This is a genomic window from Streptomyces sp. NBRC 110035, from assembly GCF_000829695.1.
Taxonomy (GTDB): domain Bacteria; phylum Actinomycetota; class Actinomycetes; order Streptomycetales; family Streptomycetaceae; genus Streptomyces.
Map to the genome: position 1 here is coordinate 1 of NZ_BBNN01000018.1, position 21,065 is coordinate 21,065.

Here is a 21,065-nt window from a genome sequence, read left to right on the forward strand (position 1 = left end):
TGGAACCACTGGGGGTGCTGGTGGACCCAGGGGTGGTCGGGGGAGCACTGGAGGGCGAGGTCCAGGGCGATCTCCAGTCCGTGGTGGGCCGCCCGGCCGACGAACCAGGTGAAGTCCTCGAGGGTGCCCAGCCGGGGGTGGACGGTGTCGTGGCCGCCCTCGGGGGAGCCGATGGCCCAGGGGACGCCGACGTCGTCGGGGCCGGCGTCCAGGGTGTTGTCGGGGCCCTTGCGGAAGGTGGTGCCGATGGGGTGGATCGGGGGGAGGTAGACGACGTCGAAGCCCATCGCGGCGATGGCGGGCAGTCGGCGGGCGGCGGTGCGGAAGGTGCCGTGCGGTTCGTCCGCGGTGCCCTCGGAGCGGGGGAAGAACTCGTACCAGGACCCGAACAGGGCACGCTCGCGCTCCACCAGCAGCGGCATCGGGTCGCTGCTGGTGACCAGGTCCCGCAGCGGGTGGCGGGCCAGCACCGCGTCCACCTCCGGCGTCAGCCCCGCCGCCAGCCGGATGTCGTCGGGCAGGCAGTCGTCCCGGAGCGTCTTCGCCGCCGCGAGCACGAGGGAGCGGCCGTCGCCCTCGGGTACTCCGGCGGCGGCCCGCTCGAACAGGTCGCCACCCTCCTCCAGCACCAGACCCGTGTCGATCCCCGCCGGCACCTTGACCCGCGCGTGGCGCCGCCAGGTGGTGACCGGATCGCTCCAGGCCTCCACGGTGTACGTCCATCGGCCCACCGCGTCCAGGGCGATCTCCGCGCCCCACCGGTCGGTGCCCGGCGCCCGTTCACGCATCGGCGTGAACGGCCCCCGTCGGCCCTCCGGATCCCTGAGGACGACCCGGGCGGCCACCGCGTCGTGCCCCTCACGGAACACGGTCGCCGACACCTCGAACGACTCCCCGACGACCGCCTTCGCCGGCCGTCTGCCGCATTCGACGGCCGGCCGGACATCCCGCACGGGGATGCGTCCGATGGTCCTGGTCGCCTTCATGGGTCTGTACCTCCGCCGTGCTCGACACCGGGCCACGCCCGGTCGTGGGACGAGATGGAGGCGGGAAGGCCCTTTACCTTCCCGCCGGGGACCGCCGCTCGACCGCCGGCGGACCCCACCTGACCGCGGTGGCCGAACGGGGCCGGTCGTTCTGTTCCCGCAGGTGAGTGGAGGGACCGGCGCGCAGGTACCGTTCGGCAGCCTCGGCCGCCTCCCGCGCGCAGCGCTTGCCCATCAGCACACAGAGGGTGTGGCCCGAGTCCTCGAACGTCGTCCGTACCGTGCGGTCGGTGGGGGTGGCGAGCATCACGCGTTCCCAGGCCCGGTAGCGACGCAACTGCCGGGCGACTTCGGCTCTGGCAGGTAGCAGCATGGCGCCGTTCACCTTTCCGTGGCTCGTTGGGGAGACGTTTCCTCCGGTGGTCGGACGGCGGCCGTGTGCGCGGAGGGCACGGTCCCGTGACGGCGACCGAGGGGCTTTCACACATGGTGCATGATCGGTAACCGTGCGTCCTGTTGGGCCGTGGTCCGGTGCGGCGGGCCGGGCGGTGTCCGGGGCCGGCGTGAACCGCGCCCGTCCGGCGCATCGGCCACCCCGGCCGTGTGCTCGTGTTGCACGGATGGACCAACCCGGTCACGCTGATGGTGACTCAGGAGCGCCAACCGCTCACATTTCGTGTTCGGGGCTCGTCCGCAGGGACGAGGGGAAATCGGGAGCTTCGCGGTGAGGAGCCAACGACGATGAAGACCGCAGTGCCCTGCTACTACCACCTCGACGTGGAAGTCAGCCCGGAGCGCGTGGAGCAGGTCAGCCGCATTCTGGCCGCCCACCTCCGGCACTGGGACCTGGAGAACCTGATGGAGCCCGTCTGTCGCGGCACCGAGATGCTGCTGCGCGCCATCGACGAGCACGCCACCGACAAGAACACGTCGATCGAGATGTGGTGGAACGGACAGCACCTCATCACCGCCATCGGGGACCACGACCGCGCTCTGCGCCCCGACCAGGAACTGCGCGGCTGCCTGGAGCACATCGCCGCCAGCAGCGACGGCTGGGGCTGCTGCGCCACCGCGACCGGCAGCAGGGTCATCTGGTTCTCGCAGCGGGCCCGCGCCGACGAACGCGTCCCGCTCGTGCCGACCACGCCGGACTCGAGGGTGAGCGAGGGCCTGGACCTGCCCCGCGTGGTCACCGTCGCCCAGCTGGCCGGCCTGGTGCGTGCCTCCGCCGGCCTTCTGGAGGCAGCCCGGTGACCCGGAGGAACCCCGGACGAGGGGCGCCCGCGTGGAGCGGGCGCCCCTATCCGCTGGGTGCGGTCCATGACGCCGGGGGCACCAACTTCGCGCTGTTCAGCGAGGTCGCCGAAGGCGTCGAACTCGTCCTGGTGGACGACTCCGGCCGCCACACCACCGTCCCGCTGACCGAGGCCGACGGCTTCGTGTGGCACGGCTACCTGCCCGGCGTCGGCCCGGGCCAGCGTTACGGCTACCGGGTGCACGGGCCGTGGGCACCGGCCGCCGGGCACCGCTGCAACCCGGCGAAGCTGCTCCTCGACCCGTACGCCACGGCCGTCGACGGGCAGATCGACAACCACCCCTCGCTCTACGAGCGCCGGCCCGACGGCCCCGACCCGGCCGACAGTGCCGGACACACCATGCTGGGCGTGGTGACCGACCCGGCGTTCGACTGGGGCGAGGACAACGGCCCCGGCCGTCCCTACGCCGACACGGTGATCTACGAGGCCCACGTCAAGGGCATGACCCGCACCCACCCGGACGTTCCCGCCGAACTGCGCGGCACCTACGCCGGACTGGCGCACCCGGCGGTGGTCGACCATCTGACCTCGCTGGGCGTCACCGCGGTGGAGCTGATGCCGGTGCACCAGTTCGTCCAGGACGGTGTGCTGCAGAGCCGGGGCCTGGCCAACTACTGGGGCTACAACACCATCGGCTACTTCGCCCCGCACAACGCCTACGCCGCCCACGGCACCCGCGGACAGCAGGTCACCGAGTTCAGGACGATGGTCCGGACCCTGCACGCGGCAGGGCTGGAGGTCATCCTGGACGTCGTCTACAACCACACCGCCGAGGGCAACGAGAAGGGTCCCACCCTCTCCTTCCGCGGCATCGACAACTCCGCGTACTACCGGCTGGTGGACGGCGACTGGTCGCACTACTACGACACCACCGGTACCGGCAACAGCCTGCTGATGCGCCACCCCTACGTACTCCAGCTGATCATGGACTCGCTGCGGTACTGGGTCACCGAGATGCATGTCGACGGCTTCCGCTTCGACCTCGCGGCCACACTGGCCCGGCAGTTCCACGAGGTGGACCGGCTCTCCGCGTTCTTCGACCTCATTCAGCAGGACCCCGTGATCAGCCGCGTCAAGCTCATCGCCGAACCGTGGGACGTCGGCGAAGGCGGCTACCAGGTGGGCAACTTCCCGCAGCTGTGGTCGGAGTGGAACGGCAAGTACAGGGATGCCGTAAGGGACTTCTGGCGCACCGAGCCGCACACGCTCGGTGAGTTCGCCTCCCGCCTCACCGGTTCCTCCGACCTGTACGCGCACAGCAGGCGACTGCCCCGTGCCAGCGTCAACTTCGTCACCGCGCACGACGGTTTCACCCTGCGCGACCTCGTCTCGTACAACGACAAGCACAACACGGCCAACGGTGAGGGCAACCGGGACGGCGAGAGCCACAACCGGTCCTGGAACAGCGGGGCGGAGGGCGACACCGACGACCCGTCCGTACTCGAACTGCGAGCCCGCCGACAGCGGAACTTCCTTGCCACGCTGCTCCTTTCCCAGGGCATCCCGATGCTCTCGCACGGCGACGAAGTGGGCCGCAGCCAGCACGGCAACAACAACGCCTACTGCCAGGACAACGAGATCTCCTGGATAGACTGGAAGCCGACCGTGGAGCAGCGAGCCCTGCTGGACTTCACCCGGCGGGTCATCTCCCTGCGGATCGCCCACCCCGTGCTGCGGCGCCGCCGCTTCTTCCACGGCGGGCCGGCCTCCCGTGCGGGCCGGGGCCTGCCCGACCTGGTGTGGCTGCTGCCGGACGCCGAGGAGATGACCGACGTCGACTGGCGGCGCCCGGACGCGCACAGCGTCGGCGTCTTCCTCAACGGCGACGCCATCGCCGAACCGGACCCGCGGGGCCGGCGCCTGGTCGACGACTCCTTCCTGCTGCTGCTCAACAGCCATGGGGAGCCGGTGGACTTCCGCCTTCCGGCCGCTGCCTACGGCGAGCGCTGGACGGCGCTGATCGACACCGCCGACCCGGACGGCGTCCCCGACGAATCCGAGCACAAGGCCGGTACCGGGCTGACCGTGGACTCGCGCAGCCTGGTGCTGCTGTCCCGGCCGTCGCAGACCGGGAAGTGAGGGACCGCGGTCCTCTCGGGGAGAGGTGCCCGAAAGGACCGCGGGCGTCCGGCCGCCGGGATCAGCGGCCGCGGCGCGCGGTCACCGTGAACAGGGCGCCCTCGTTGTCGCGCAGCACGGCCTCGTCGTCGCGCAGGGCCACCACACTGCCTCCGTGCCGCTCGGCGGCGTCGGCACAGACCTCGACGTCCGTCACGGTGAAGTGCACCTGCCAGTGCGGCCGGATCGTCGGATCGGGCGCCGATCCCAGCGCCCCCGACTGGATGCAGGCGAGTACCTGCCCGTCCCCGCGCAGCACCACCTCGTCGCCCTCGTAGACGACCTCCGTGCGGCCGTCCCCCGTCGCCCCCCAGTCGAAGACCTCGCCGTAGAAGATGGCGGCGTCCAGGGCGTCCCGGGTGTGCAGCCTGATGAAGGAGGGCTGGGAGCGCTGCCAGCTGAGCCAGCCGGTGGACAGCTCGCCCTCCCACACCCCGAAGGTCGCGCCGTCCCGGTCGGCCAGCAGCGCCGCGCGCCCGGGGGGCAGCGAGATCGGGCCGACCGCCAGCGTGCCGCCGCGTTCCTGCACCCGCGACACCGCCTCGTCCGCACTGCGGGCGGCGAAGTACGGGGTCCAGGCCACCGCCATCCGCCACATGTCGGCGACCGCGGCGACGCCCGCCACCGGCGTGCCGTCCTTCAGGGCGAGCCGGAACCGCTCGCCCAGGCGGGCCGGGCGCCACCGCCAGCCGAGGACGGCCCCGTAGAACTCCTCGGTCGTGCCGAGGTCGCGGCTGGTCAGACTCACCCAGCAGGGCGTCCCGTACACGGAGTGCGTCGAGAAGACGTCCGTCGCACCGGAGGGGGAGGGCATGTCGTGGTTCGTCACAGTCGCGTCCCGATCGCTGTTCTCGTCGGCCTGGCAGGCATCCGTGGACTCCAGTGTCCGGCCTGTAGGGCTCAGGGCGCCTGCCGAGTACCCCGGTGATGGTGCCCGGACCGGCACGGAGGGGACCCGCGAACACCCCCGGTGGCACAGGATGGCACGAGTGACGACGATGGAGGAGCCGGACACCCGCCGAAGGCACCCGGACACAGGTGCGGGCGGCCCGGGAGCGGTACACCGGACCCGGAGGTGACCATGCCCACGGACGGGGAAGCGGACCGGATCCTTCAGCTGGAGGAAGAGGTGCAGCAGCTGAAGGAGGCGGTCGTCTCGCACGCGGTGGTGGACCAGGCGATCGGCGTGGTCGTCGTCCTCGGGCGGGTGTCGCCCGACCAGGGGTGGACGGTGCTGAGGGAGGTCTCCCAGCACACCAACGTCAAGCTCCGCGACATCGCCGGGACGATCGTGGCCTGGGGGCGCACCGGTGTGCTGCCGCCCGGAATCCGGGCGGAGCTGGAGAAGACCCTGGACCGGTTCAGCCGGCCTCCGTCCGCAGCTCCTCGCGCACCTGGGCGAAACAGCTGCTGAGCAGCCGGGACACATGCATCTGCGAGATGCCGAGCAGTTCCGCGATGCTGCTCTGCGTCATGCCCCGGAAGAACCGCAGATAGAGGATGAGCCGCTCGCGCTCCGGAAGCGCCTCGAGGCAGGGGCGGACCGCCACCCGGTCGACGACCGTGTCGTAGGCGGGGTCCGGGCCGCCGAGCGAGTCCCCGAGCGCGTACCCGTCCGTGCCCGGCATCTCCGCCTCCAGCGACAGTGCGGTGAAGCACTCCAGGGCTTCCGTGCCGGTGCGCACCTCGTCCTCGGTCAGCTGCGCGTACGCGGCGATCTCGGCGGTCGTCGGGGCCCGGCCGGGAGTGGTCTGTGCCAGCTCCTTGGCGGCGTGCCGCACCCGGTTGCGCAGGTCCTGGACGCGGCGCGGCACGTGCAGGGTCCACATGTGGTCACGGAAGTGGCGCTTGACCTCCCCGGTGACGGTCGGGACGGCGTACGCCTCGAAGGCGGTGCCGCGCGCCGGGTCGTAGTGGTCGACTGCCTTGACCAGGCCCAGGGCCGCCACCTGGTACAGGTCCTCCAGCGCCTCGCCGCGCCCGCGGAAGCGTACGGCGATCCGCTCGGCCATGGGCAGCCAGGAACGGACGAGTCCGTCCCGCAGTGCCTTGCGCTCGGGGCCCTCCGGGAGCCGGGCGAGGCGGACGAAGTCCTGGGCGGTGTCCGGTGCGTCGTGGTGAGGGTGCGGCTTCGTGGTGCTGCCGGCGATACGCATGTCGCGCACCTCCCTGAGCAGGTGCCGGGTGGACGGGCACCGTGGGAGCGCGAGCTCGGACCACACGGAGGAGACCCGGGGGCGGCGAGCCGGTTCCCACGGTCGTGCCTCCGGTCCGAAGCACTGGACCTCTCATTCCCCCTCGCCGCCGTGGTGAAACGGTTTCCCGAATTCGGCGCGGGGAACAGTGCGAGGATTTCGGGAATCGCGCGCTGTGAAACCGGGGGAATTCGGCATGCCGAATTGCGGAGGGCGACCGGGGCGCTACGCCGCTGGGGACGTGCCGCGTTCCGGCGGTACGGTTCGCGCACGCCCCGGTCCGGTGATCGCCGGGCCGGGTGCGGCGATCACCGTGGACGACGTGATGTGCGGCACGCGCCGCGCGGGCCGGGGCGGCCGGTCCGGCGGATCGTGCCAGCGCAGCGCTTGATCGGCGGGCGGCGGGGACGAAGTGCCTGACCACGGCGCATTCCGCTCATTTGACAGCGCGCCGAGCCCACAGATAGGAAGCAGCGACAGAAGTCGAGAGGGTGCACCGTGTACGAGCCGAACGTGGTCGGGGACTGGCAGGAGTACGACGAACATCCCGGTCTGCGGGTCCGTGTCCACCGTCTGGAGCCGGGCGAGCCGCCCCGGGGACGGGACGACGCCGCCGCAGGGCTGACGTACTTCAGCGTCCGCGTGACCGTCGAGAACCGCGGCGGGCGGAACGTCGGAATTCACCTCGAGGACGGCCAGATCGACGTGCGGATCGGTCCCGAGGGGGAGGGTGCCCTCCTCGACTGGCGCAACTCGCAGTTCATCGAGGGATTCGACGTCTATCCGCTGCGCCGCGCCACCGCCGTGCTCTACGCGGCCGGACCCGAGGCGTCCCTGAGCCACGTCGACGTCCAGGTACAGCTGCGGGTCGACGAGGAGTGGACCGGTCGTCGCCTGTGGTCCGGCGGCATCGGCGCGCACGAGGGACCCGCCGGGACCCCGTCGGGCGGGGTCCGGGAAGGTCTTGCGCAGCAGATCGGCGTGTTCCTCCAGGAGCAGGCCGAGGAGGGCAGCGTCTGACGGTGTCAGTGCGGGATGCCGTCGATGATCTCGCGGGCGCCCTGACGCAGCAGGGCGACGGCGACCGAGGTGCCGAGTGTCGCCGGATCCAGCCGGCCGGCCCACTCGTGGGCGTTCAGCCGCACCTTGCCGTCCGGGGTGAAGACACAGGCCCGCAGCGACAGTTCGCCGCTCCGTTCGACCTGCGCGTACCCGGCGATCGGGCTGTTGCAGTGTCCCTGCAGTACGTGCAGGAACATGCGCTCGGTGGTGGCCTCCCGATGTGTGTCCGGATGGCCGAGGGCGCTGACCGCGTCGATGAGGGGCGTGTCGTCCTCACGGCACTGGAGGGCGAGGATGCCCGCGCCGATGGGCGGCATCATCGTCTCGGGGGAGAGGACCTCGCTGATCACGTCGCGGCGGTCGATGCGCTGCAGGCCGGAGACCGCGAGCAGCAGCGCGTCCGCCTCGCCGGCGGCGAGCTTCGCCAGCCGCCGGTTGGCGTTGCCGCGGAACGGTACGCACTCGAGGTGCGGATGGGATGCGGCCAGCTGCGCGACGCGGCGCACCGAGGAGGTACCGATCCGGGCCCCCTCCGGCAGCTCGTCCAGGGTGAGTCCGTCCAGGTGCACGAGGGCGTCACGGACGTCGTCCCGCTCCAGGAACGCGGCGAACACGGTGCCAGCGGGGAGCGGGCGGTCGGCGGGCACGTCCTTGACGCAGTGCACCGCGAGGTCCGCCTCGCCGGCCAGCAGCGCGGCGTCGACCTCCTTGGTGAACGCTCCCTTGCCCTCCACCTGGGACAGGTCGCCCAGCCACTTGTCGCCGGTGGTCCGCACGGGGACGACCTCGGTGCGCACGCCGGGCAGGGCGTCGGCCAACTCGACCCGGACGCGCTCCACCTGGGCGAGCGCCATGGGCGAGTCGCGGGAGACGATACGGATCAGTTCGGGGACGGACATGGCGACACGATAGACCCTTCGGCCCGAGTGCCGGCGCAGGGCGGGCCGGTTCGGGAGTCCGGGGCGACGAATGCGTCCGGACTCCCTTGGGGACATGGCCGGATGACGCGTGATCAGGCGTTCGGGCCCGGAGGGGTTCCGGGCTCAGGCGTTCGGGTCGAACGGGATGCCCGAAGGCTTCGCCGCGGCGAGATGGGAGGCGAAACTCCCGTCCTTGAGACCGAAGTGGGCACTGCCGAAGTTGTGCTGGACGAGCTTGTCGCGCAGCCCGGCCGGATAACCGTTCCAGCCGACCAGCGGCGGGTACTGCCAGGTGCGCTTGTGGTTCTCCGGCGGTTCGTCGCCCGCGCTCGCGAGCCGGAAGCAGTGCGTGCTGATGCCGTCCTTGTGGTACACGATCTTCGGGTGCGTCCCGTCGAAACGGACCGCCGACCTGGCGTGGACCGAGAACGAGCCGTGGTTGGAGGTCGAGACGTACTGGGCCGTGCCGTTCTGCACCCACACCACGACATGCTCCCAGTCGTGGCGGTGGCCGCCGAGGCTGACGCCCGGCAGCGCCTGGTCCTTCTCGAAGTACAGGGCGTAGACGATGGCGCACCAGCCGTTGTTGCACTTGGAGCGCGAGTAGCCGTTGGTGCTGTCCAGGTCCGGGGCGTCACGGCAGTTGCCGTTGAGGGCGCCCGTCGGGTTGAGCCCGGGGTTGACCGCGCCGTCCGGGCCGATCGCGGGTGTGGGGTAGCACCCGTCGGTGTCGTAGTCGTAGGCGGGCTGGAACGTCCGGTCGAGGGAGTCGGCGTCGGCCGGCAGGGCCGGCGGCGGTGCGGCGAAGGCGGTGGCGGGGAAGGCGATGACGCATGCGAAGGCGCCGGCGATGCCGGTCAGCCATCTCCTGCGGTGTGTTCGGAACGTACTCGGCGACACGGCTTCCTCCTCGGAATGCGGGTGCATCCCAACTGCTGTGGGGAGCAAAGGCGTTCAGCATCGCGGTTGAGCACGTCCATGCCAAGACTGCAGGAGCGTACTGATGGTGAAGTGCTGCCCAACACTCGTGAGGCCGCCGTCCGGTCGCTCCAGGCCGTCCGGAGCGCGGCGCCCGTGCGCCCCGTGGTCCGCGGTTACCCCCGAACGGCAACCGCCGGAGGGTGGGCGGAGCGGTACGTTCCGTGCGCCCGTGGATTGATTGAATTACGCAACGAGATGGTAAAGTGGGCGCATGCGCGCATCCCCGGTCCCCGACGTCCCCGCCTCGCCGGAAGTGGCCGAGATCGAACGGGCGCTCATGCGCATCACCTATCTGGGCTCCCGCGCCCGCCAGCACGAACGTCTGATGGCCCTGGCGGGCGTCCCCCTGGACCGGGCGGCCGTCGCGCTGCTGCGGCAGGCGGCCGACACCGAACCGCTGCGGCCGGGCGAGCTGGCCGCCCGCCTGGGCGTGGAGGCGTCACACGTCACCCGCACCGTGCAGCAACTGCAGAAGTCCGGCCACGTCACCCGGGTCCCGGACCCCGACGACCGCCGCGCCCACCGCGTCGAACTCACCGAGACGGGCCGGGAGGCCATCACCCGCATCCGTGCGGTCGGGGCGCAGGCCATGCAGGTGGCCCTGTCGGACTGGTCTCCGGCGGAACTGCGTCAGCTCGCCACGCTCTTCCACCGCATGGTCGACGACTTCCTCGCCCATGCCGCCGAAGAGGAGGCGGAACCGCGCGGCGGCACCCCCGCCGGAGCCGCCTGACGCGTCTTCGTCCCGGTGGCTCCCCGTACTTACCGTCCGGTAATGTCGCGTGGCAGGCCACTGGAGGAGGAACCGTGTCACGGTCCGATCGCTCACCCCTGCTGCTCGCCGGCCTGCTGGCCGCCGCGGGCACCGCGCATTTCGCCGCCCCGCGCCAGTTCGACCACATCGTGCCGCGCTCCCTGCCGGGCTCGGCCCGGACCTGGACCCGTGCCAGCGGCGCCGCCGAGCTCGCGCTGGCCGCCGGGGTGGCGCTGCCGCAGACCCGCAGGGTCGCCGCACTGGCCACGGCCGCCTTCTTCGTCGGGGTGTTCCCCGCCAACGTGAAGATGGCCGTCGACTGGCGCCGCCGCCCCGCGCCGCAGCGGGCCGCCGCCTGGGGGCGGCTGCCCCTGCAGCTGCCGCTGGTGCTGTGGGCGCGGGGCGTCGCCAAGGGCGCGGAGGGCACGTCGTGAGCGGGCGCCCGGACAAGGGCGACACGGTCGAGGACTTCGCCCTGCCGGACGGGACGGGCACCGTCCGCGAACTGTCGGAGCTGCTGGCCGGGGGGCCCGTGGTGCTGTTCTTCTATCCGGCCGCACTGAGCGTCGGCTGCACCGCGCAGGCCTGCCACTTCCGTGACCTGGCCGCGGAGTTCGCCGCGGCCGGCGCACGGCCGGTGGGCATCAGCGGCGACGCCGTGGAACGGCAGGCGGAGTTCGCCGGGCGGCACTCGCTCGGCATGCCCCTGCTGTCCGACGCCGACGGTGCCGTCCGCGAGCGGTTCGGGGTGAAGCGGGGCCTCTCCCTGGCGCCGACCAAGCGTGCCACCTTCGTCATCGGGCAGGACCGCACCGTCCTCGAGGTCGTCCGCAGCGAGCTGCGGATGAACGTGCACGCCGACCGGGCGCTCGCCGCACTCCGCGACCACCGGGCATGAACCGCATCCGACGGGCGACGGACACACGGCCCACGACCGCACGCGTGGTCCGGTCGTGGGCCGTGCGCCCGTCGGAGGGCGGTGGTCAGAACTCCTCGTGGACCTCCGGGTCCCCGCCGATCCGCCGGTGCGCCCGGTCCGCGATGGTGTGCATCTGGGCGTCGTCCAGCGTGAAACCGAAGACGTCGAGGTTGGCGCGCTGCCGCCCGGGGTCGGCGGACTTGGGCACGGGCAGCGCCCCGAGCTGGATGTGCCAGCGCAGCACAGCCTGGGCCGGGGTGACCCCGTGGGCCTCGGCGACGGCGGCCACGGCCAGGTCGTCCAGGAGCTGCGAACCCCGGCCCAGCGGGCTCCAGCTCTCGACGAGCACACCCTTGCCCGCGTGGTGGGAGCGCAGCTCCTCCTGGGGGAGGAACGGGTGCAGCTCGACCTGGTTGACCGAGGGCAGCACCCCGGTCTCCTTCTCCAGCCGCTCGATGTGGGCCGGCGTGAAGTTGGAGACGCCGATCGACCGCACGAGACCCTCCTCGCGCAGTTTGATCATGGCCTTCCAGGAGTCGACGTACCGGTCGACCCGGGGGAGCGGCCAGTGGATCAGATACAGATCGACGTACTCCAGGCCGAGACGCGCGCGGGACTCCTCGAAGGAGGCGAGGGTCTCCTCGTACCCGTGATGGCGGCCGGGGAGCTTCGTCGTCACGACGACCTCCTCGCGCGGGACACCGGCGCGGGCCACGGCACGGCCGACACCCGTCTCGTTGCGGTAGTTCGTCGCCGTGTCGACAAGGCGGTAGCCCATCTCCAGGGCCGCGGCCACGGACCGCTCGGCCTGCGCGTCGTCCATCGGCCAGGTGCCGAGACCGAGGGCGGGGAGCGTCGTGCCGTCGTTGAGCGTGTGGTTCGGGATGCTGATCACGAGGGGACCTTCCCGTTCGACAGTGTCGTCCTCCTCCAGCCTCACCGACCGGGCGGTCGACGATCAACCCGACGGGCGGGCCGGACGGACGAGACGGACGCACCCGAACCGGCGCAGGCCGGGGACGGACCGACGGAGGGGGCACACATGACGACGGGCGGGAGCGGCATGGACGGCACGAAGGGCCTCGGACAGGACACGGGTACGGGCGTCGAGGTGCGTCCGGTCGCCGGGCACACCGGCGCCGAGATCACCGGTGTCGACCTCGCGGACGGGCCCGGCGACGCCGTGATCGCCACCATCCGGGCGGCGGTACTGCGCTGGAAGGTGGTGTTCTTCCGCGGACAGCGCCTGGATCACGCCGGGCACGTGGCACTGGCCCGGCGGTTCGGCGAGCCGGTCGTCCTGCCCCGGCGGGGCAAGGCGTCGCCGCCCGGCTTCCCGGAGGTCGAGACGACCGCCGACCGGCTGGAGCTCGGCGGGCGGTTCGGCATGGAGCGCGACGAATGGCTGCGTCGCCGCCGCCACACCCTGCTGCGCGGCTGGCACTGCGACCACGGCGCCCGGACCGACCCGCCCGCCGCGACGATCCTGCGCGCGGAGGCCGTGCCACCCTACGGCGGCGACACCACCTGGTCGAACCTGGCCGCCGCCTACACCGGACTGTCCGCCCCGGTCAGGGAGTCCGCCGACCGGCTGCGCGCCGAGCACCGGCTACCAGCCCAGGTCCGGAGACGACGCCTATGTGCGCCACCTGCTGGACCACCAGACCGCCACCGAGCACCCTCTGGTGCGGGTCCACCCGGAGACGGGGGAGCGGGTGCTCTTCGTCAACGGCTACTACGTCGAGCAGATCACCGGACTGTCCCGGCCCGAGTACACGGTGCGTTTCCGGTGGGAGCCGGGCAGCGTGGCGTTCTGGGACAACCGCGCCACCATTCACCTCGCCCCCGGTGACACCGCCCACCTCGACCACCCGCGGATCATGCACCGGGTGATGCTCGCCGGTGACGTACCGGTCGGAACCGACGGCCGCCCCTCGGAGCCGATCACCGGGACCGCCCCCGGACGCTGGTGACCGACCGGCAGCTCGCGCCCGGGGACCGGTCACGTCAGCGGGATGATCACCTCGTCCTCGACCGGCGGGGCGACTTCCTGAGCGAGGTTGCCGGTGGCGGCGTGGCAGCGCAACCGGATCGCGTCCGGGCCCACGTCCAGCCGCAGGAAGCACTTGAAGAACGGCGGCGTGTAGGTGGCCGAGCCGGGCGAGAGCAACTGCGTGTAGGCCTTGCGCACGGGCAGCCTGAACCGCCTGCCCCGCTCGGGCCGGCGGCCGGTCCCGAGCAGCCCGGCGACCAGTCGCACGCGCCGGGTGACCCGGGCCCGCGAGCCCGGCGGGCGGGTGGGACCGATGCCGAGACGTTCGGCGATCACGGCTGTCGCCTCGGCCTCGGTCAGGGTGAAGAAGCGGCGCAGCCGCGTCCGGCGCCCGTAGAGCGCGCTGTAGAAGGCGAGGGAGTCGCCGCGCAGCGGGTAGCAGCGGAAGTCCCGCTCGGTGACGCCGGCGACATGGACGCGCGGGATGGTGTGGGTGGCGTGCGTGAAGGCGCCGCCACCGCCCGCCACCACGTACTGGAGGGTGCGGCCGTCGTCCAGGCGGACCGGATAGCGCTGGTAGTTGTGGATGTCACCGCCGATCGCGGCCACGTAGCGGTGGTCCGGGTCACGGACGATGTCGTCGACCGTTCCCCCGCCCTCGACGGGACAGGGATGGTGCGCGCCGTCCACGTACAGCGGCGAGCCGGTCACGAGGATCTTCGGGCGCGGCCCCCGGGACACCTCACGCAGCCAGGCCCCCTGCTCGGCGTCGACGGTTCCCAGCAGGCCGGTGTCGATGCCTATGATCCGCACCGGCCCCGCGTCGATCGCCCAGTACGGGCCCGGCTGCACCGCCTGCTGCTCCGGGTCGGACCGCAACGCCCTCGCCTCGGCGAGGCGCTGGTCGTCAGCGGGCCGCGGCCGGTGCCACAGCAGGGAGCGCAGCCAGGCCCTGGTGAGGGGGCGCGGTGCGGGCCCGGGCGGCAGGGGAGGGGCGTTGTCGCAGAAGACGCGCATGAACCCGCCGAGATCCTCGTACCAGTCGTGGTTGCCGGGTATCGCGTAGAGGGGCGCCTTGTAGTCCCGGTACGGGCGGAAGAACTTGTCGCCGTAGTCGTCGGTGCTGCCGACGGGATAGATCACGTCGCTGGCCAGCACGGTGAACGCGCTGTCCCGGCCCTCCTTCAACAGTCCGGGCACGACGGCGTACTGGGGCTCGCCGCCCTCGCCGGTGTCGCCGACGACGAGGAAGGAGAACCGGTCCGGGACGTCGTGCCGGATCACCTTGTCGGAGGGCGCGCCGGCCGCCGCCCGCTGGGCCACCCACCGGCTGCGGGTGCGGCCCGTCGGGTCCCCGAACCAGGAGGCCAGGACGCCGTTGCGGGCGGCCCACAGCATGCGCGGGTCGAACCAGGAGATCTTCTCGGCCCCGGACGGCAACAGCCGCCGGTAATCGCCCCGTTGCCCCGTGCCCCAGCCGGCGCCCTCGGCCGTGTCGCGTGAAGAGTCTGACATCGGAGCACCGTAACAACGGTCCCGTGGGCGGCAGGAGAGCGGGTACGGGCCACGGGTGCGGCCAGGGGCGCGCCGAAGTGGATGCGTACCGTGCGGCATTGAAGGCGCCGCTCCCACGGCGCGCCCCCACAGGACCCCCGCGACAGGACTCTCGGAAGGCGCGGCGCGGCAGGGCCGTCAGAAGGTGCGGTGCAGCAGGTCCAGCAGCGCGGCCCAGTGACACTCGTCCGCCTCCTCGTCGTACACGGCGGTGTCCGCCCGGGTGCAACCGTGCCGTGCCCCGGTGTACACCTCGCAGCGGTGCCGGACCCCGGCCGTGGTGAGCGCCCGCTCCAGCCGCTCGGTCTGCTCCTCGGGCGTCGACGGGTCCTGGTCCGCGTGAGCGAAGTACAGCTCCGCGGTGATCCTGTCCACCAGCAGATGAGGGCTGTCCGGCGTCCCGGGCGCCAGCCGGGCCCCGTGGAATCCGGCCGCGGCCGCCACCCGGTCCGGATACGTGCCCGCCGTGTGGAGGGAGAGCACCGCGCCCATGCAGCAGCCGGTCACCGCCACGGGACCGCCGGTCGCCGCGGGATGGCCGGCCAGCCACCGCAGCTACGCGCCGGCGTCGCGCACGGCGAGTTCCGGCGTCACTTCCCGCATGATCGGCTCCAGGCGTCCGAAGACCTCCGGCCGCGCTCCCGGACCGATGAACTCGGGCAGTTCGACCACCGGACTGCGGCCATGACGGTAGAACACGTTCGGCACCAGGACCGTGTACCCGGCCTCCGCCAGCCGGTCGGCCATGGTCCGCAGCCGCGGCCGCAGTCCGAAGACGTCCATGTAGAACAGCACCGCCGGCCGGGGACCCCCGTCGGCGGGACGTGTCAGATACGCGTCGGCGGTGCCGTCCTCGGTCGTGATGTCAACGGTGCTTCCCCGTACCGCGGTCATGGCCGACGGGCGCCTCTCTGCGGGATGTCGAAGGGGGATCCGCACCCGCGGCGGGCGGGGCGGATCATGCCCATCGTGACATGCCCCGGACCCGGCACTTCGGTCCTGTCCGGTCCCACGCGGTGCAGGGGGCCTCTTTGGGGCATTCTGCGTCTGCCCCTGTGCGTGCGTCACCGCTCCCGCGGACCCTCGCGGCCCGTATCGGGGCAGGTCACCGTGTCACTGTCACTCGAACCGCGAGGTGTCGCCCGCGCCCCGCCGTACGATTTCGGCCTCGCCGCCCGAGAAGTCGATCACCGTGGTCGGCTCGGTGCCGCAGTCCCCGGAGTCGAGCACCGCGTCCACCACGTGGTCGAGCCTGTCTTTGATCTCCCAGCCCTGGGTCATCGGCTCGTCCTCGCCGGGCAGCAGCAGGGTGCTGGACAACAGGGGCTCGCCCAGCTCCGCGAGCAGTGCCTGGGTGACCACGTGCTCGGGGATGCGCACGCCGACCGTCTTCTTCTTCGGATGCTGGAGCATGCGCGGCACCTCCTTGGTCGCGGGCAGGATGAACGTGTACCTGCCCGGCGTGGACGCCTTGACCGCGCGGAACACGTCGTTGTCGATGTGTACGAACTGACCGAGCTGGGCGAAGTCCCGGCACACCAGGGTGAAGTGGTGCCGGTCGTCCAGCTTGCGGATGGTGCGGATCCGGGCGATGCCCTCCCGGCTGCCGAGCCGGCAGCCGAGCGCGTAACAGGAATCCGTGGGGTATGCGATCAGGGCGTCGTCGCGGATGCTCGCGGCGACCTGGGAGATGGTACGCGGCTGGGGGTTGTCGGGGTGCACGTCGAAGTACTTCGCCATTCACCGAGCTTATGCCGCCCGCACGGCAGGACCGCGCATGCCCGGCCGGGGCCACCGTGCCCCGGCCCCGCCCCGGCCGTGGGCGGGGCAGGGGCGGGGGCGGGGGCGGTGTGTCCGCGGTGCGTCGACGCCGTGCAGGGCTTCCCCTTCGCCCCGTCCGCCGGGGTGAGCTTGCCGCATCCGTGGGGTAACGTCCGGGACCGGGCCGAAGAGACCAGGCGCACGAGGGGAAGGCCGAGGTGGCAGCCCGCAAGGACGGAATCCCGGAGCCGGTGGCGGTGGCCGGGGAACAGCCCGAGTGGGCGCAGGAACTGCTGGAACACCTGCGGCCGGCGGGACGCGACGTCCGCAGGGTCGTCGACTGGCTCGCCGGCACCGTGCACGGGGCGGTGGCGCTCTGGGACGACACCGGCACGCTCGTCGCCGGGACCGGGCCGGCAGTGGACGAGAACCTCGTCACCGACGTCACCTCCGGCCGGATCGCCTCCGCCGCCTGGGAGGACGGCGGGCGGCACCTGCGCCTGGTGAAGGTCGGGCACCCCGCCCGGACCTGGGCACTGGCCGTCTCCCGGAACGCCCCGTTCGACCGGCGCAGCGCCGATGTCGTCACCCACACCGTCCAGGTGATCGAGCTGCTGCTGACCGCGGGCGAGAACACCGCGGCCGGGCAGCGGCTGCGCCGCGCCAGCGCCGACCTGCGGCTGGCGATCCTCCAACTGCTCATGGTCGAGGACACCGTCGCCGCCCGCAGGGTGGCCGGGGGGCTCTGGCCGGGCCTGCTCGAGGCGGACACCGCGTGCGTCTACGTCGTGGAGTCCGAACCCGCCCGACGTGACCGCCTCGCCGAGGAGTGCCTGGACACCACCAAGGAGGGGGCGCTGGTCGTGCGGTGCCCGGCGATGGACGGGCACGTGATCGTCGTCAGCCCTCGCGAGACCACCGCCGGTGATCTGAAGTCCCTGGTCGAACGGCATCCGGACACCTTCCTCGGCGGCAGCGTCCGGCAGAGCCTCGCCCGGACCGCCACCGCGTACGGGCAGGCCGTCAGCGCCCTCGCCGTGGCGCACTTCCGTCCGGACAAGACGGCGGTGTACGCCGAACGCACCCACCCCGAGCGGCTGATGGACCCGACGGCGCTCCGCGGCTGGACGGCCCGGCTGCTGGGGCCCCTGGACACCGTGCCGCACCACACCCGTGCCGAGCTCCTCGTCACCACCCGCCTCGGTCTGGAGTTCACCGCTGTCAACACGGCGAAGATCCTCGGGGTGAGCCGCAACACGGTGCGGGCCCGCATGGAACGCGTCGAGAACATGCTGGGCACCGACTTCGACGACGTCACCGTCCGTGCCGTCGTGCATCTGGCGCTGCACACCCAGTTCAACCTCCAGGACATACAGGTGGGCAGTGCCTCCGAGGCGTCGTCCGCCCCCGTACTCGCACCCCTGGTGTCCGGGCCCGCCGTCCGTGCCTGGGCGGGGGAACTGCTGGAACGCCTGGACCGGGACACCCGCCCCCTGCGCCGCACCCTGCGCACCTGGATCGCCGCCGGTGGCAATGCCGAGCGGGCCGCGCAGCTCCTGGGCGTCCACGCGCAGACCGTTCGTGAACACGTGCGCAGCGCCGAGCCGGTCCTGGAGCGCCAGCTGCTGGCCGCCGGCACCGACCTGTACGAGGTCGTGCTCGCCCATCTGGCTCTGGGAGACCTGGAGACACCGGTGTTCGCGGGGTTCGTGTCCACGCCCCCACCAGGGTGAACGACGTCCAGCCACCCCTGTTGCGGCCGCCTCGCACGGGGTGAAAAGGGGTGTATCGGACCGAGTTGTGCACGGCTGAGTCCCGCAGCCGTCGCAGCGGGCACCGGTGCTATACACAGCCGCGTCGCCATTCACATAGGTTCGTGGTGCCGCGGGAGCACGACCGGAACGGGGGACCGGTCGGGCTCCCGTGCGTCGCGTACGCCCACGGCGCCTGCCGGACCGGCTCCGCCGCTCCGAGTCGCTGCTCCGAGTCGCCGGTCCGGGTGATGCACGGCAGCATGGCCCTCGTACGCATGCTGCGGCGGGAGGTGGGCGAGGTGCACAGCCCCGCCGTCCGGCGGCGGACGTTTCAGTGAGCGGGCCACCGACGCGTGAGCGACCACGCGCTTTCCGGGAAACCGGGGACACCGGGACGGGAGACGGGCTGCCGGGACGCCGGAGCACCGCGCCGTCCACGGTGACCGGCCCGCGGCCGCGCGCCCCCGTGCCCCGGCCCGCCACCAGTCATGAGCAGCCGAAGGAGTCCATGATCATGACGGACGTTTCGAACCGGGCTTCCGCTCCGGGCGACGACCGCAAGGTACTCACCAACCGGCAGGGCCATCCGGTCCACGACAACCAGAACCAGCGCACGGTCGGCGCCCGCGGACCCGCCACACTGGAGAACTACCAGTTCCTGGAGAAGATCAGCCACTTCGACCGGGAACGTATTCCCGAGCGCGTGGTGCACGCCCGCGGGGTGACCGCGTTCGGCCACTTCGAGGCGTACGGGACCTGGGGCGACGAGCCGATCAGCCGCTACACCCGCGCCAAGCTGTTCCAGGAGCGTGGCAAACGCACGGACCTGGCCGTCCGGTTCTCCACCGTCATCGGTGGCCGCGACTCCGCCGAAACGGCCCGCGACCCGCGTGGCTTCGCCGTGAAGTTCTACACCGAGGAAGGCAACTGGGACCTCGTCGGCAACAACCTGGGCGTCTTCTTCATCCGGGACGCGATCAAGTTCCCGGACGTCATCCACGCGCTCAAGCCCGACCCGGTCACCTTCGAGCAGCAGCCGCGGCGCATCTTCGACTTCATGTCACAGACGCCCGAGAGCATGCACATGCTGGTCAACCTGTTCAGTCCGCGGGGGATCCCGGCGGACTACCGGCACATGCAGGGCTTCGGCGTGAACACGTACAAGTGGGTCAACGCCGAGGGCGGGACCAAACTGGTCAAGTACCACTGGATGCCGAAACAGGGCGTCCGCTCCATGACCGAGGAGGACGCCGCGAACATCCAGGCCGACTCCCTCGGCCACGCCACCAAGGACCTCTACGAGGCGGTGGGGCGCGGCGAGCACCCCGAGTGGGAGCTGCTCGTCCAGATGATGGACGACCACGAGCACCCGGAGCTGGACTTCGACCCGCTCGACGACACCAAGACCTGGCCCGAGCAGGACTTCCCGCCGAAGCCGGTCGGCAGGATGGTGCTCGACCGGATGCCGGAGAACTACTTCGCCGAGAACGAGCAGATCTCCTTCGGCACCGGTGTCCTCGTCGACGGCCTGGACTTCTCCGACGACAAGATGCTCGTCGGCCGGACCTTCTCCTACAGCGACACACAGCGCCACCGCGTGGGCCCGAACTACCTCCAGTTGCCCGTCAACCGGGCCAAGGCCGCCGAGGTACGCACCAACCAGCGGGACGGTCAGATGACCTACCACGTGGACGCGGCCGGCGAGAACCCCGAGGTCAACTACGAACCGTCGATCACCGGGGGCCTGCGCGAGGCGCTGGAGCCGTCGCACGACGAGCAGGGACCGGAGATCCGGGGCTGGCTCACCCGCAAGCGCATCCCGCGCGCCAACGACTACCAGCAGGCGGGCCAGCGTTATCTGCTCCTCGAGGACTGGGAGCGCGACGACCTGGTGAAGAACTTCGTCGACCTGATCTCCCAGTGCGACCGGGCGGTGCAGGAGCGCATGGTGTGGCACTTCCTGCTCGTCGAGAACGACCTCGGCCGCAGGGTCGGCGACGGGCTCGGCATCGCCCCGGAGGACGTCGCCGGCCTGAAACCCCTCGCGGGCCAGGACCTCACCGACGAGGACCGCGAGCGGCTCGCCACCCTGGGCGACAACCCGCCGCGCGACGTGCGGGGACTCACCATGACCCACTGCGTCCCGAACGAACGGCACGTGGTGAACCGCTGAGCGTCCCTTGGGCCAGGCGGTACTGCGGTACGGCGTGCACCAGTGACGGAACGCGCTGGTGCACGCCGGTGTGTTCCCGTCTGCCGTCGGCGAGCGGCCCGGCCTCGTGACTGCCGTCCCGGTGCGCCCTCCCCTGAGCCCCGGCATGTGCCCCGACTCGTCACGCGGGACGGTGAAAACGCCCCGTCCACCGATCGAAAGGGCTGGTGGCGGGGGACCACTCGGGTCATGACCAGTGCATCGTTCTCCCGCACCCTCACCCTGCCCGCCTCCGTGTGCGACCAGGCCGCACAGCACCTGGAGCAGGCCGCCAAGCGGACCGTCGACGGGGCCGGGATCCCGTTGAAGGCGTTCCGCGCGGCGGCCGACAGCGACTACACCTTCCCCGTGGCCGTGGTGGAACAGGCCGCGGCCTGCCTGCTCGTGCTGGCCACCGAAACGGCACAGACGGTACGGCCCTCGGCGCTGCGCGCCACCATCAGCGTTGCCCTGAGCCTGCGCGACGCCGCCCAGGCGGTGCACCGGCCGGCGCTCACCACCCGCTTCTGGTGAAGCCCCCGGGCCCGCCCGGCGCCGGGC

At 71.9% G+C, this 21,065-nt stretch carries 19 protein-coding genes and 2 pseudogenes; 11 read left to right on the forward strand and 10 right to left on the reverse strand.

Annotation, left to right across the window (positions count from 1 at the left end; genetic code table 11):
* Both TU30_RS06355 and TU30_RS06360 read right to left on the reverse strand, forming a co-directional pair.
* Positions 1-986 (reverse strand): maltotransferase domain-containing protein (locus TU30_RS06355; RefSeq protein WP_042165723.1); only part of this gene is annotated, 986 nt, incomplete at its 3' end.
* A 73-nt stretch (positions 987-1,059) separates the two neighbouring features.
* On the reverse strand, positions 1,060-1,359 hold the full coding sequence (locus tag TU30_RS06360) for a DUF5133 domain-containing protein (RefSeq protein WP_042166544.1): 300 nt from the start codon (positions 1,357-1,359) through the stop codon (positions 1,060-1,062).
* A 368-nt stretch (positions 1,360-1,727) separates the two neighbouring features.
* On the opposite strand from TU30_RS06360, the gene TU30_RS06365 reads away from it, so the two are divergent.
* Entirely contained in the window at positions 1,728-2,240 is a 513-nt protein-coding gene (locus TU30_RS06365) for a hypothetical protein (RefSeq protein ID WP_042165725.1), read from the forward strand.
* Entirely contained in the window at positions 2,237-4,381 is a 2,145-nt protein-coding gene (glgX, locus tag TU30_RS06370; protein WP_042165727.1) for a glycogen debranching protein GlgX, read from the forward strand. The genes TU30_RS06365 and glgX overlap by 4 nt, the downstream gene beginning before the upstream one ends.
* A 61-nt stretch (positions 4,382-4,442) precedes the next feature.
* On the opposite strand, the gene TU30_RS06375 is transcribed toward glgX, so the two are convergent.
* A complete protein-coding gene (locus TU30_RS06375; RefSeq protein WP_042166546.1) occupies positions 4,443-5,234 on the reverse strand; it encodes a VOC family protein in 792 nt (263 codons plus the stop codon).
* Between the two features lie 267 nt (positions 5,235-5,501).
* Here TU30_RS06375 and TU30_RS06380 point away from each other — a divergent pair, with 267 nt between their 5' ends.
* Complete coding sequence (locus TU30_RS06380; protein ID WP_176726218.1) at positions 5,502-5,834, forward strand: ANTAR domain-containing protein; 333 nt, start codon at positions 5,502-5,504, stop codon at positions 5,832-5,834.
* Here TU30_RS06380 and TU30_RS06385 read toward each other — a convergent pair.
* Positions 5,782-6,576, reverse strand: coding sequence for a SigB/SigF/SigG family RNA polymerase sigma factor (locus tag TU30_RS06385; protein ID WP_042166548.1), 795 nt, complete (start codon positions 6,574-6,576; stop codon positions 5,782-5,784). The two genes, TU30_RS06380 and TU30_RS06385, sit on opposite strands and share 53 nt — an antisense overlap.
* Before the next feature lie 537 nt (positions 6,577-7,113).
* Between TU30_RS06385 and TU30_RS06390 the strand changes: the two genes are divergently transcribed.
* Positions 7,114-7,635: a hypothetical protein gene (locus tag TU30_RS06390; protein ID WP_042165732.1), complete on the forward strand. Its 522-nt coding sequence runs from the start codon at positions 7,114-7,116 to the stop codon at positions 7,633-7,635.
* 5 nt (positions 7,636-7,640) lie between these two features.
* Here the strand turns inward: TU30_RS06390 and hemC are convergent, their stop codons facing one another.
* Positions 7,641-8,576, reverse strand: a complete 936-nt coding sequence (gene hemC, locus TU30_RS06395; RefSeq protein ID WP_042165734.1) for a hydroxymethylbilane synthase — start codon at positions 8,574-8,576, stop codon at positions 7,641-7,643.
* A gap of 144 nt (positions 8,577-8,720) precedes the next feature.
* The gene (locus tag TU30_RS06400; protein WP_042166550.1) at positions 8,721-9,497 is read right to left on the reverse strand and encodes an NPP1 family protein; all 777 of its coding nucleotides are present in this window, start codon (positions 9,495-9,497) and stop codon (positions 8,721-8,723) included.
* A 292-nt stretch (positions 9,498-9,789) separates the two neighbouring features.
* On the opposite strand from TU30_RS06400, the gene TU30_RS06405 reads away from it, so the two are divergent.
* The 3 genes from TU30_RS06405 (at position 9,790) to TU30_RS06415 (ending at position 11,230) form a co-directional block, all read left to right on the forward strand.
* Positions 9,790-10,311: a MarR family winged helix-turn-helix transcriptional regulator gene (locus tag TU30_RS06405; RefSeq protein ID WP_042165737.1), complete on the forward strand. Its 522-nt coding sequence runs from the start codon at positions 9,790-9,792 to the stop codon at positions 10,309-10,311.
* 74 nt (positions 10,312-10,385) lie between these two features.
* Complete coding sequence (locus TU30_RS06410; protein ID WP_042165739.1) at positions 10,386-10,766, forward strand: membrane protein; 381 nt, start codon at positions 10,386-10,388, stop codon at positions 10,764-10,766.
* Complete coding sequence (locus tag TU30_RS06415; protein WP_042165742.1) at positions 10,763-11,230, forward strand: peroxiredoxin; 468 nt, start codon at positions 10,763-10,765, stop codon at positions 11,228-11,230. Before TU30_RS06410 ends, TU30_RS06415 begins: the two co-directional genes overlap by 4 nt.
* A gap of 85 nt (positions 11,231-11,315) precedes the next feature.
* Here the strand turns inward: TU30_RS06415 and TU30_RS06420 are convergent, their stop codons facing one another.
* A complete protein-coding gene (locus TU30_RS06420; protein ID WP_042166552.1) occupies positions 11,316-12,146 on the reverse strand; it encodes an aldo/keto reductase in 831 nt (276 codons plus the stop codon).
* 168 nt (positions 12,147-12,314) lie between these two features.
* On the opposite strand from TU30_RS06420, the pseudogene TU30_RS06425 reads away from it, so the two are divergent.
* A pseudogene (locus TU30_RS06425) lies at positions 12,315-13,224 on the forward strand (TauD/TfdA dioxygenase family protein).
* Positions 13,225-13,253: 29 nt separating this feature from the next.
* On the opposite strand, the gene TU30_RS06430 reads toward TU30_RS06425, so the two are convergent.
* From TU30_RS06430 to TU30_RS06440, 3 genes and pseudogenes are all read right to left on the reverse strand, one after another.
* Positions 13,254-14,759 (reverse strand): metallophosphoesterase, encoded by a 1,506-nt coding sequence (locus TU30_RS06430; protein WP_042165745.1) that lies wholly within the window; start codon positions 14,757-14,759, stop codon positions 13,254-13,256.
* Between the two features lie 177 nt (positions 14,760-14,936).
* Positions 14,937-15,692: pseudogene (locus tag TU30_RS06435) on the reverse strand (dienelactone hydrolase family protein).
* Positions 15,693-15,917: 225 nt separating this feature from the next.
* Positions 15,918-16,538 carry an L-threonylcarbamoyladenylate synthase gene (locus TU30_RS06440; RefSeq protein ID WP_042165747.1) on the reverse strand — a complete coding sequence of 207 codons (621 nt, stop codon included), beginning with the start codon at positions 16,536-16,538 and terminating at the stop codon, positions 15,918-15,920.
* A 239-nt stretch (positions 16,539-16,777) separates the two neighbouring features.
* Here TU30_RS06440 and TU30_RS06445 point away from each other — a divergent pair, with 239 nt between their 5' ends.
* The 3 genes from TU30_RS06445 to TU30_RS06460 all read left to right on the forward strand — a co-directional run bounded on the left by TU30_RS06445 (position 16,778) and on the right by TU30_RS06460 (position 21,038).
* Positions 16,778-18,292 carry a helix-turn-helix domain-containing protein gene (locus TU30_RS06445; protein WP_042165749.1) on the forward strand — a complete coding sequence of 505 codons (1,515 nt, stop codon included), beginning with the start codon at positions 16,778-16,780 and terminating at the stop codon, positions 18,290-18,292.
* A gap of 535 nt (positions 18,293-18,827) precedes the next feature.
* Positions 18,828-20,486, forward strand: a complete 1,659-nt coding sequence (locus tag TU30_RS06455; RefSeq protein WP_042166554.1) for a catalase — start codon at positions 18,828-18,830, stop codon at positions 20,484-20,486.
* 228 nt (positions 20,487-20,714) lie between these two features.
* Positions 20,715-21,038, forward strand: a complete 324-nt coding sequence (locus TU30_RS06460) for a hypothetical protein (protein ID WP_042165753.1) — start codon at positions 20,715-20,717, stop codon at positions 21,036-21,038.
* Positions 21,039-21,065: the final 27 nt, after the last annotated feature.

Coding starts and splice junctions, on each gene's coding strand:
- TU30_RS06360 (WP_042166544.1), bottom strand. CDS start 1,359: ATGCTGCTACCTGCCAGAGCCGAAGTCGCCCGGCAGTTGCGTCGCTAC.
- TU30_RS06365 (WP_042165725.1), top strand. CDS start 1,728: ATGAAGACCGCAGTGCCCTGCTACTACCACCTCGACGTGGAAGTCAGC.
- TU30_RS06375 (WP_042166546.1), bottom strand. CDS start 5,234: ATGCCCTCCCCCTCCGGTGCGACGGACGTCTTCTCGACGCACTCCGTG.
- TU30_RS06380 (WP_176726218.1), top strand. CDS start 5,502: ATGCCCACGGACGGGGAAGCGGACCGGATCCTTCAGCTGGAGGAAGAG.
- TU30_RS06385 (WP_042166548.1), bottom strand. CDS start 6,576: ATGCGTATCGCCGGCAGCACCACGAAGCCGCACCCTCACCACGACGCA.
- hemC (WP_042165734.1), bottom strand. CDS start 8,576: ATGTCCGTCCCCGAACTGATCCGTATCGTCTCCCGCGACTCGCCCATG.
- TU30_RS06405 (WP_042165737.1), top strand. CDS start 9,790: ATGCGCGCATCCCCGGTCCCCGACGTCCCCGCCTCGCCGGAAGTGGCC.
- TU30_RS06430 (WP_042165745.1), bottom strand. CDS start 14,759: ATGTCAGACTCTTCACGCGACACGGCCGAGGGCGCCGGCTGGGGCACG.
- TU30_RS06440 (WP_042165747.1), bottom strand. CDS start 16,538: ATGGCGAAGTACTTCGACGTGCACCCCGACAACCCCCAGCCGCGTACC.
- TU30_RS06455 (WP_042166554.1), top strand. CDS start 18,828: ATGACGGACGTTTCGAACCGGGCTTCCGCTCCGGGCGACGACCGCAAG.
- TU30_RS06460 (WP_042165753.1), top strand. CDS start 20,715: ATGACCAGTGCATCGTTCTCCCGCACCCTCACCCTGCCCGCCTCCGTG.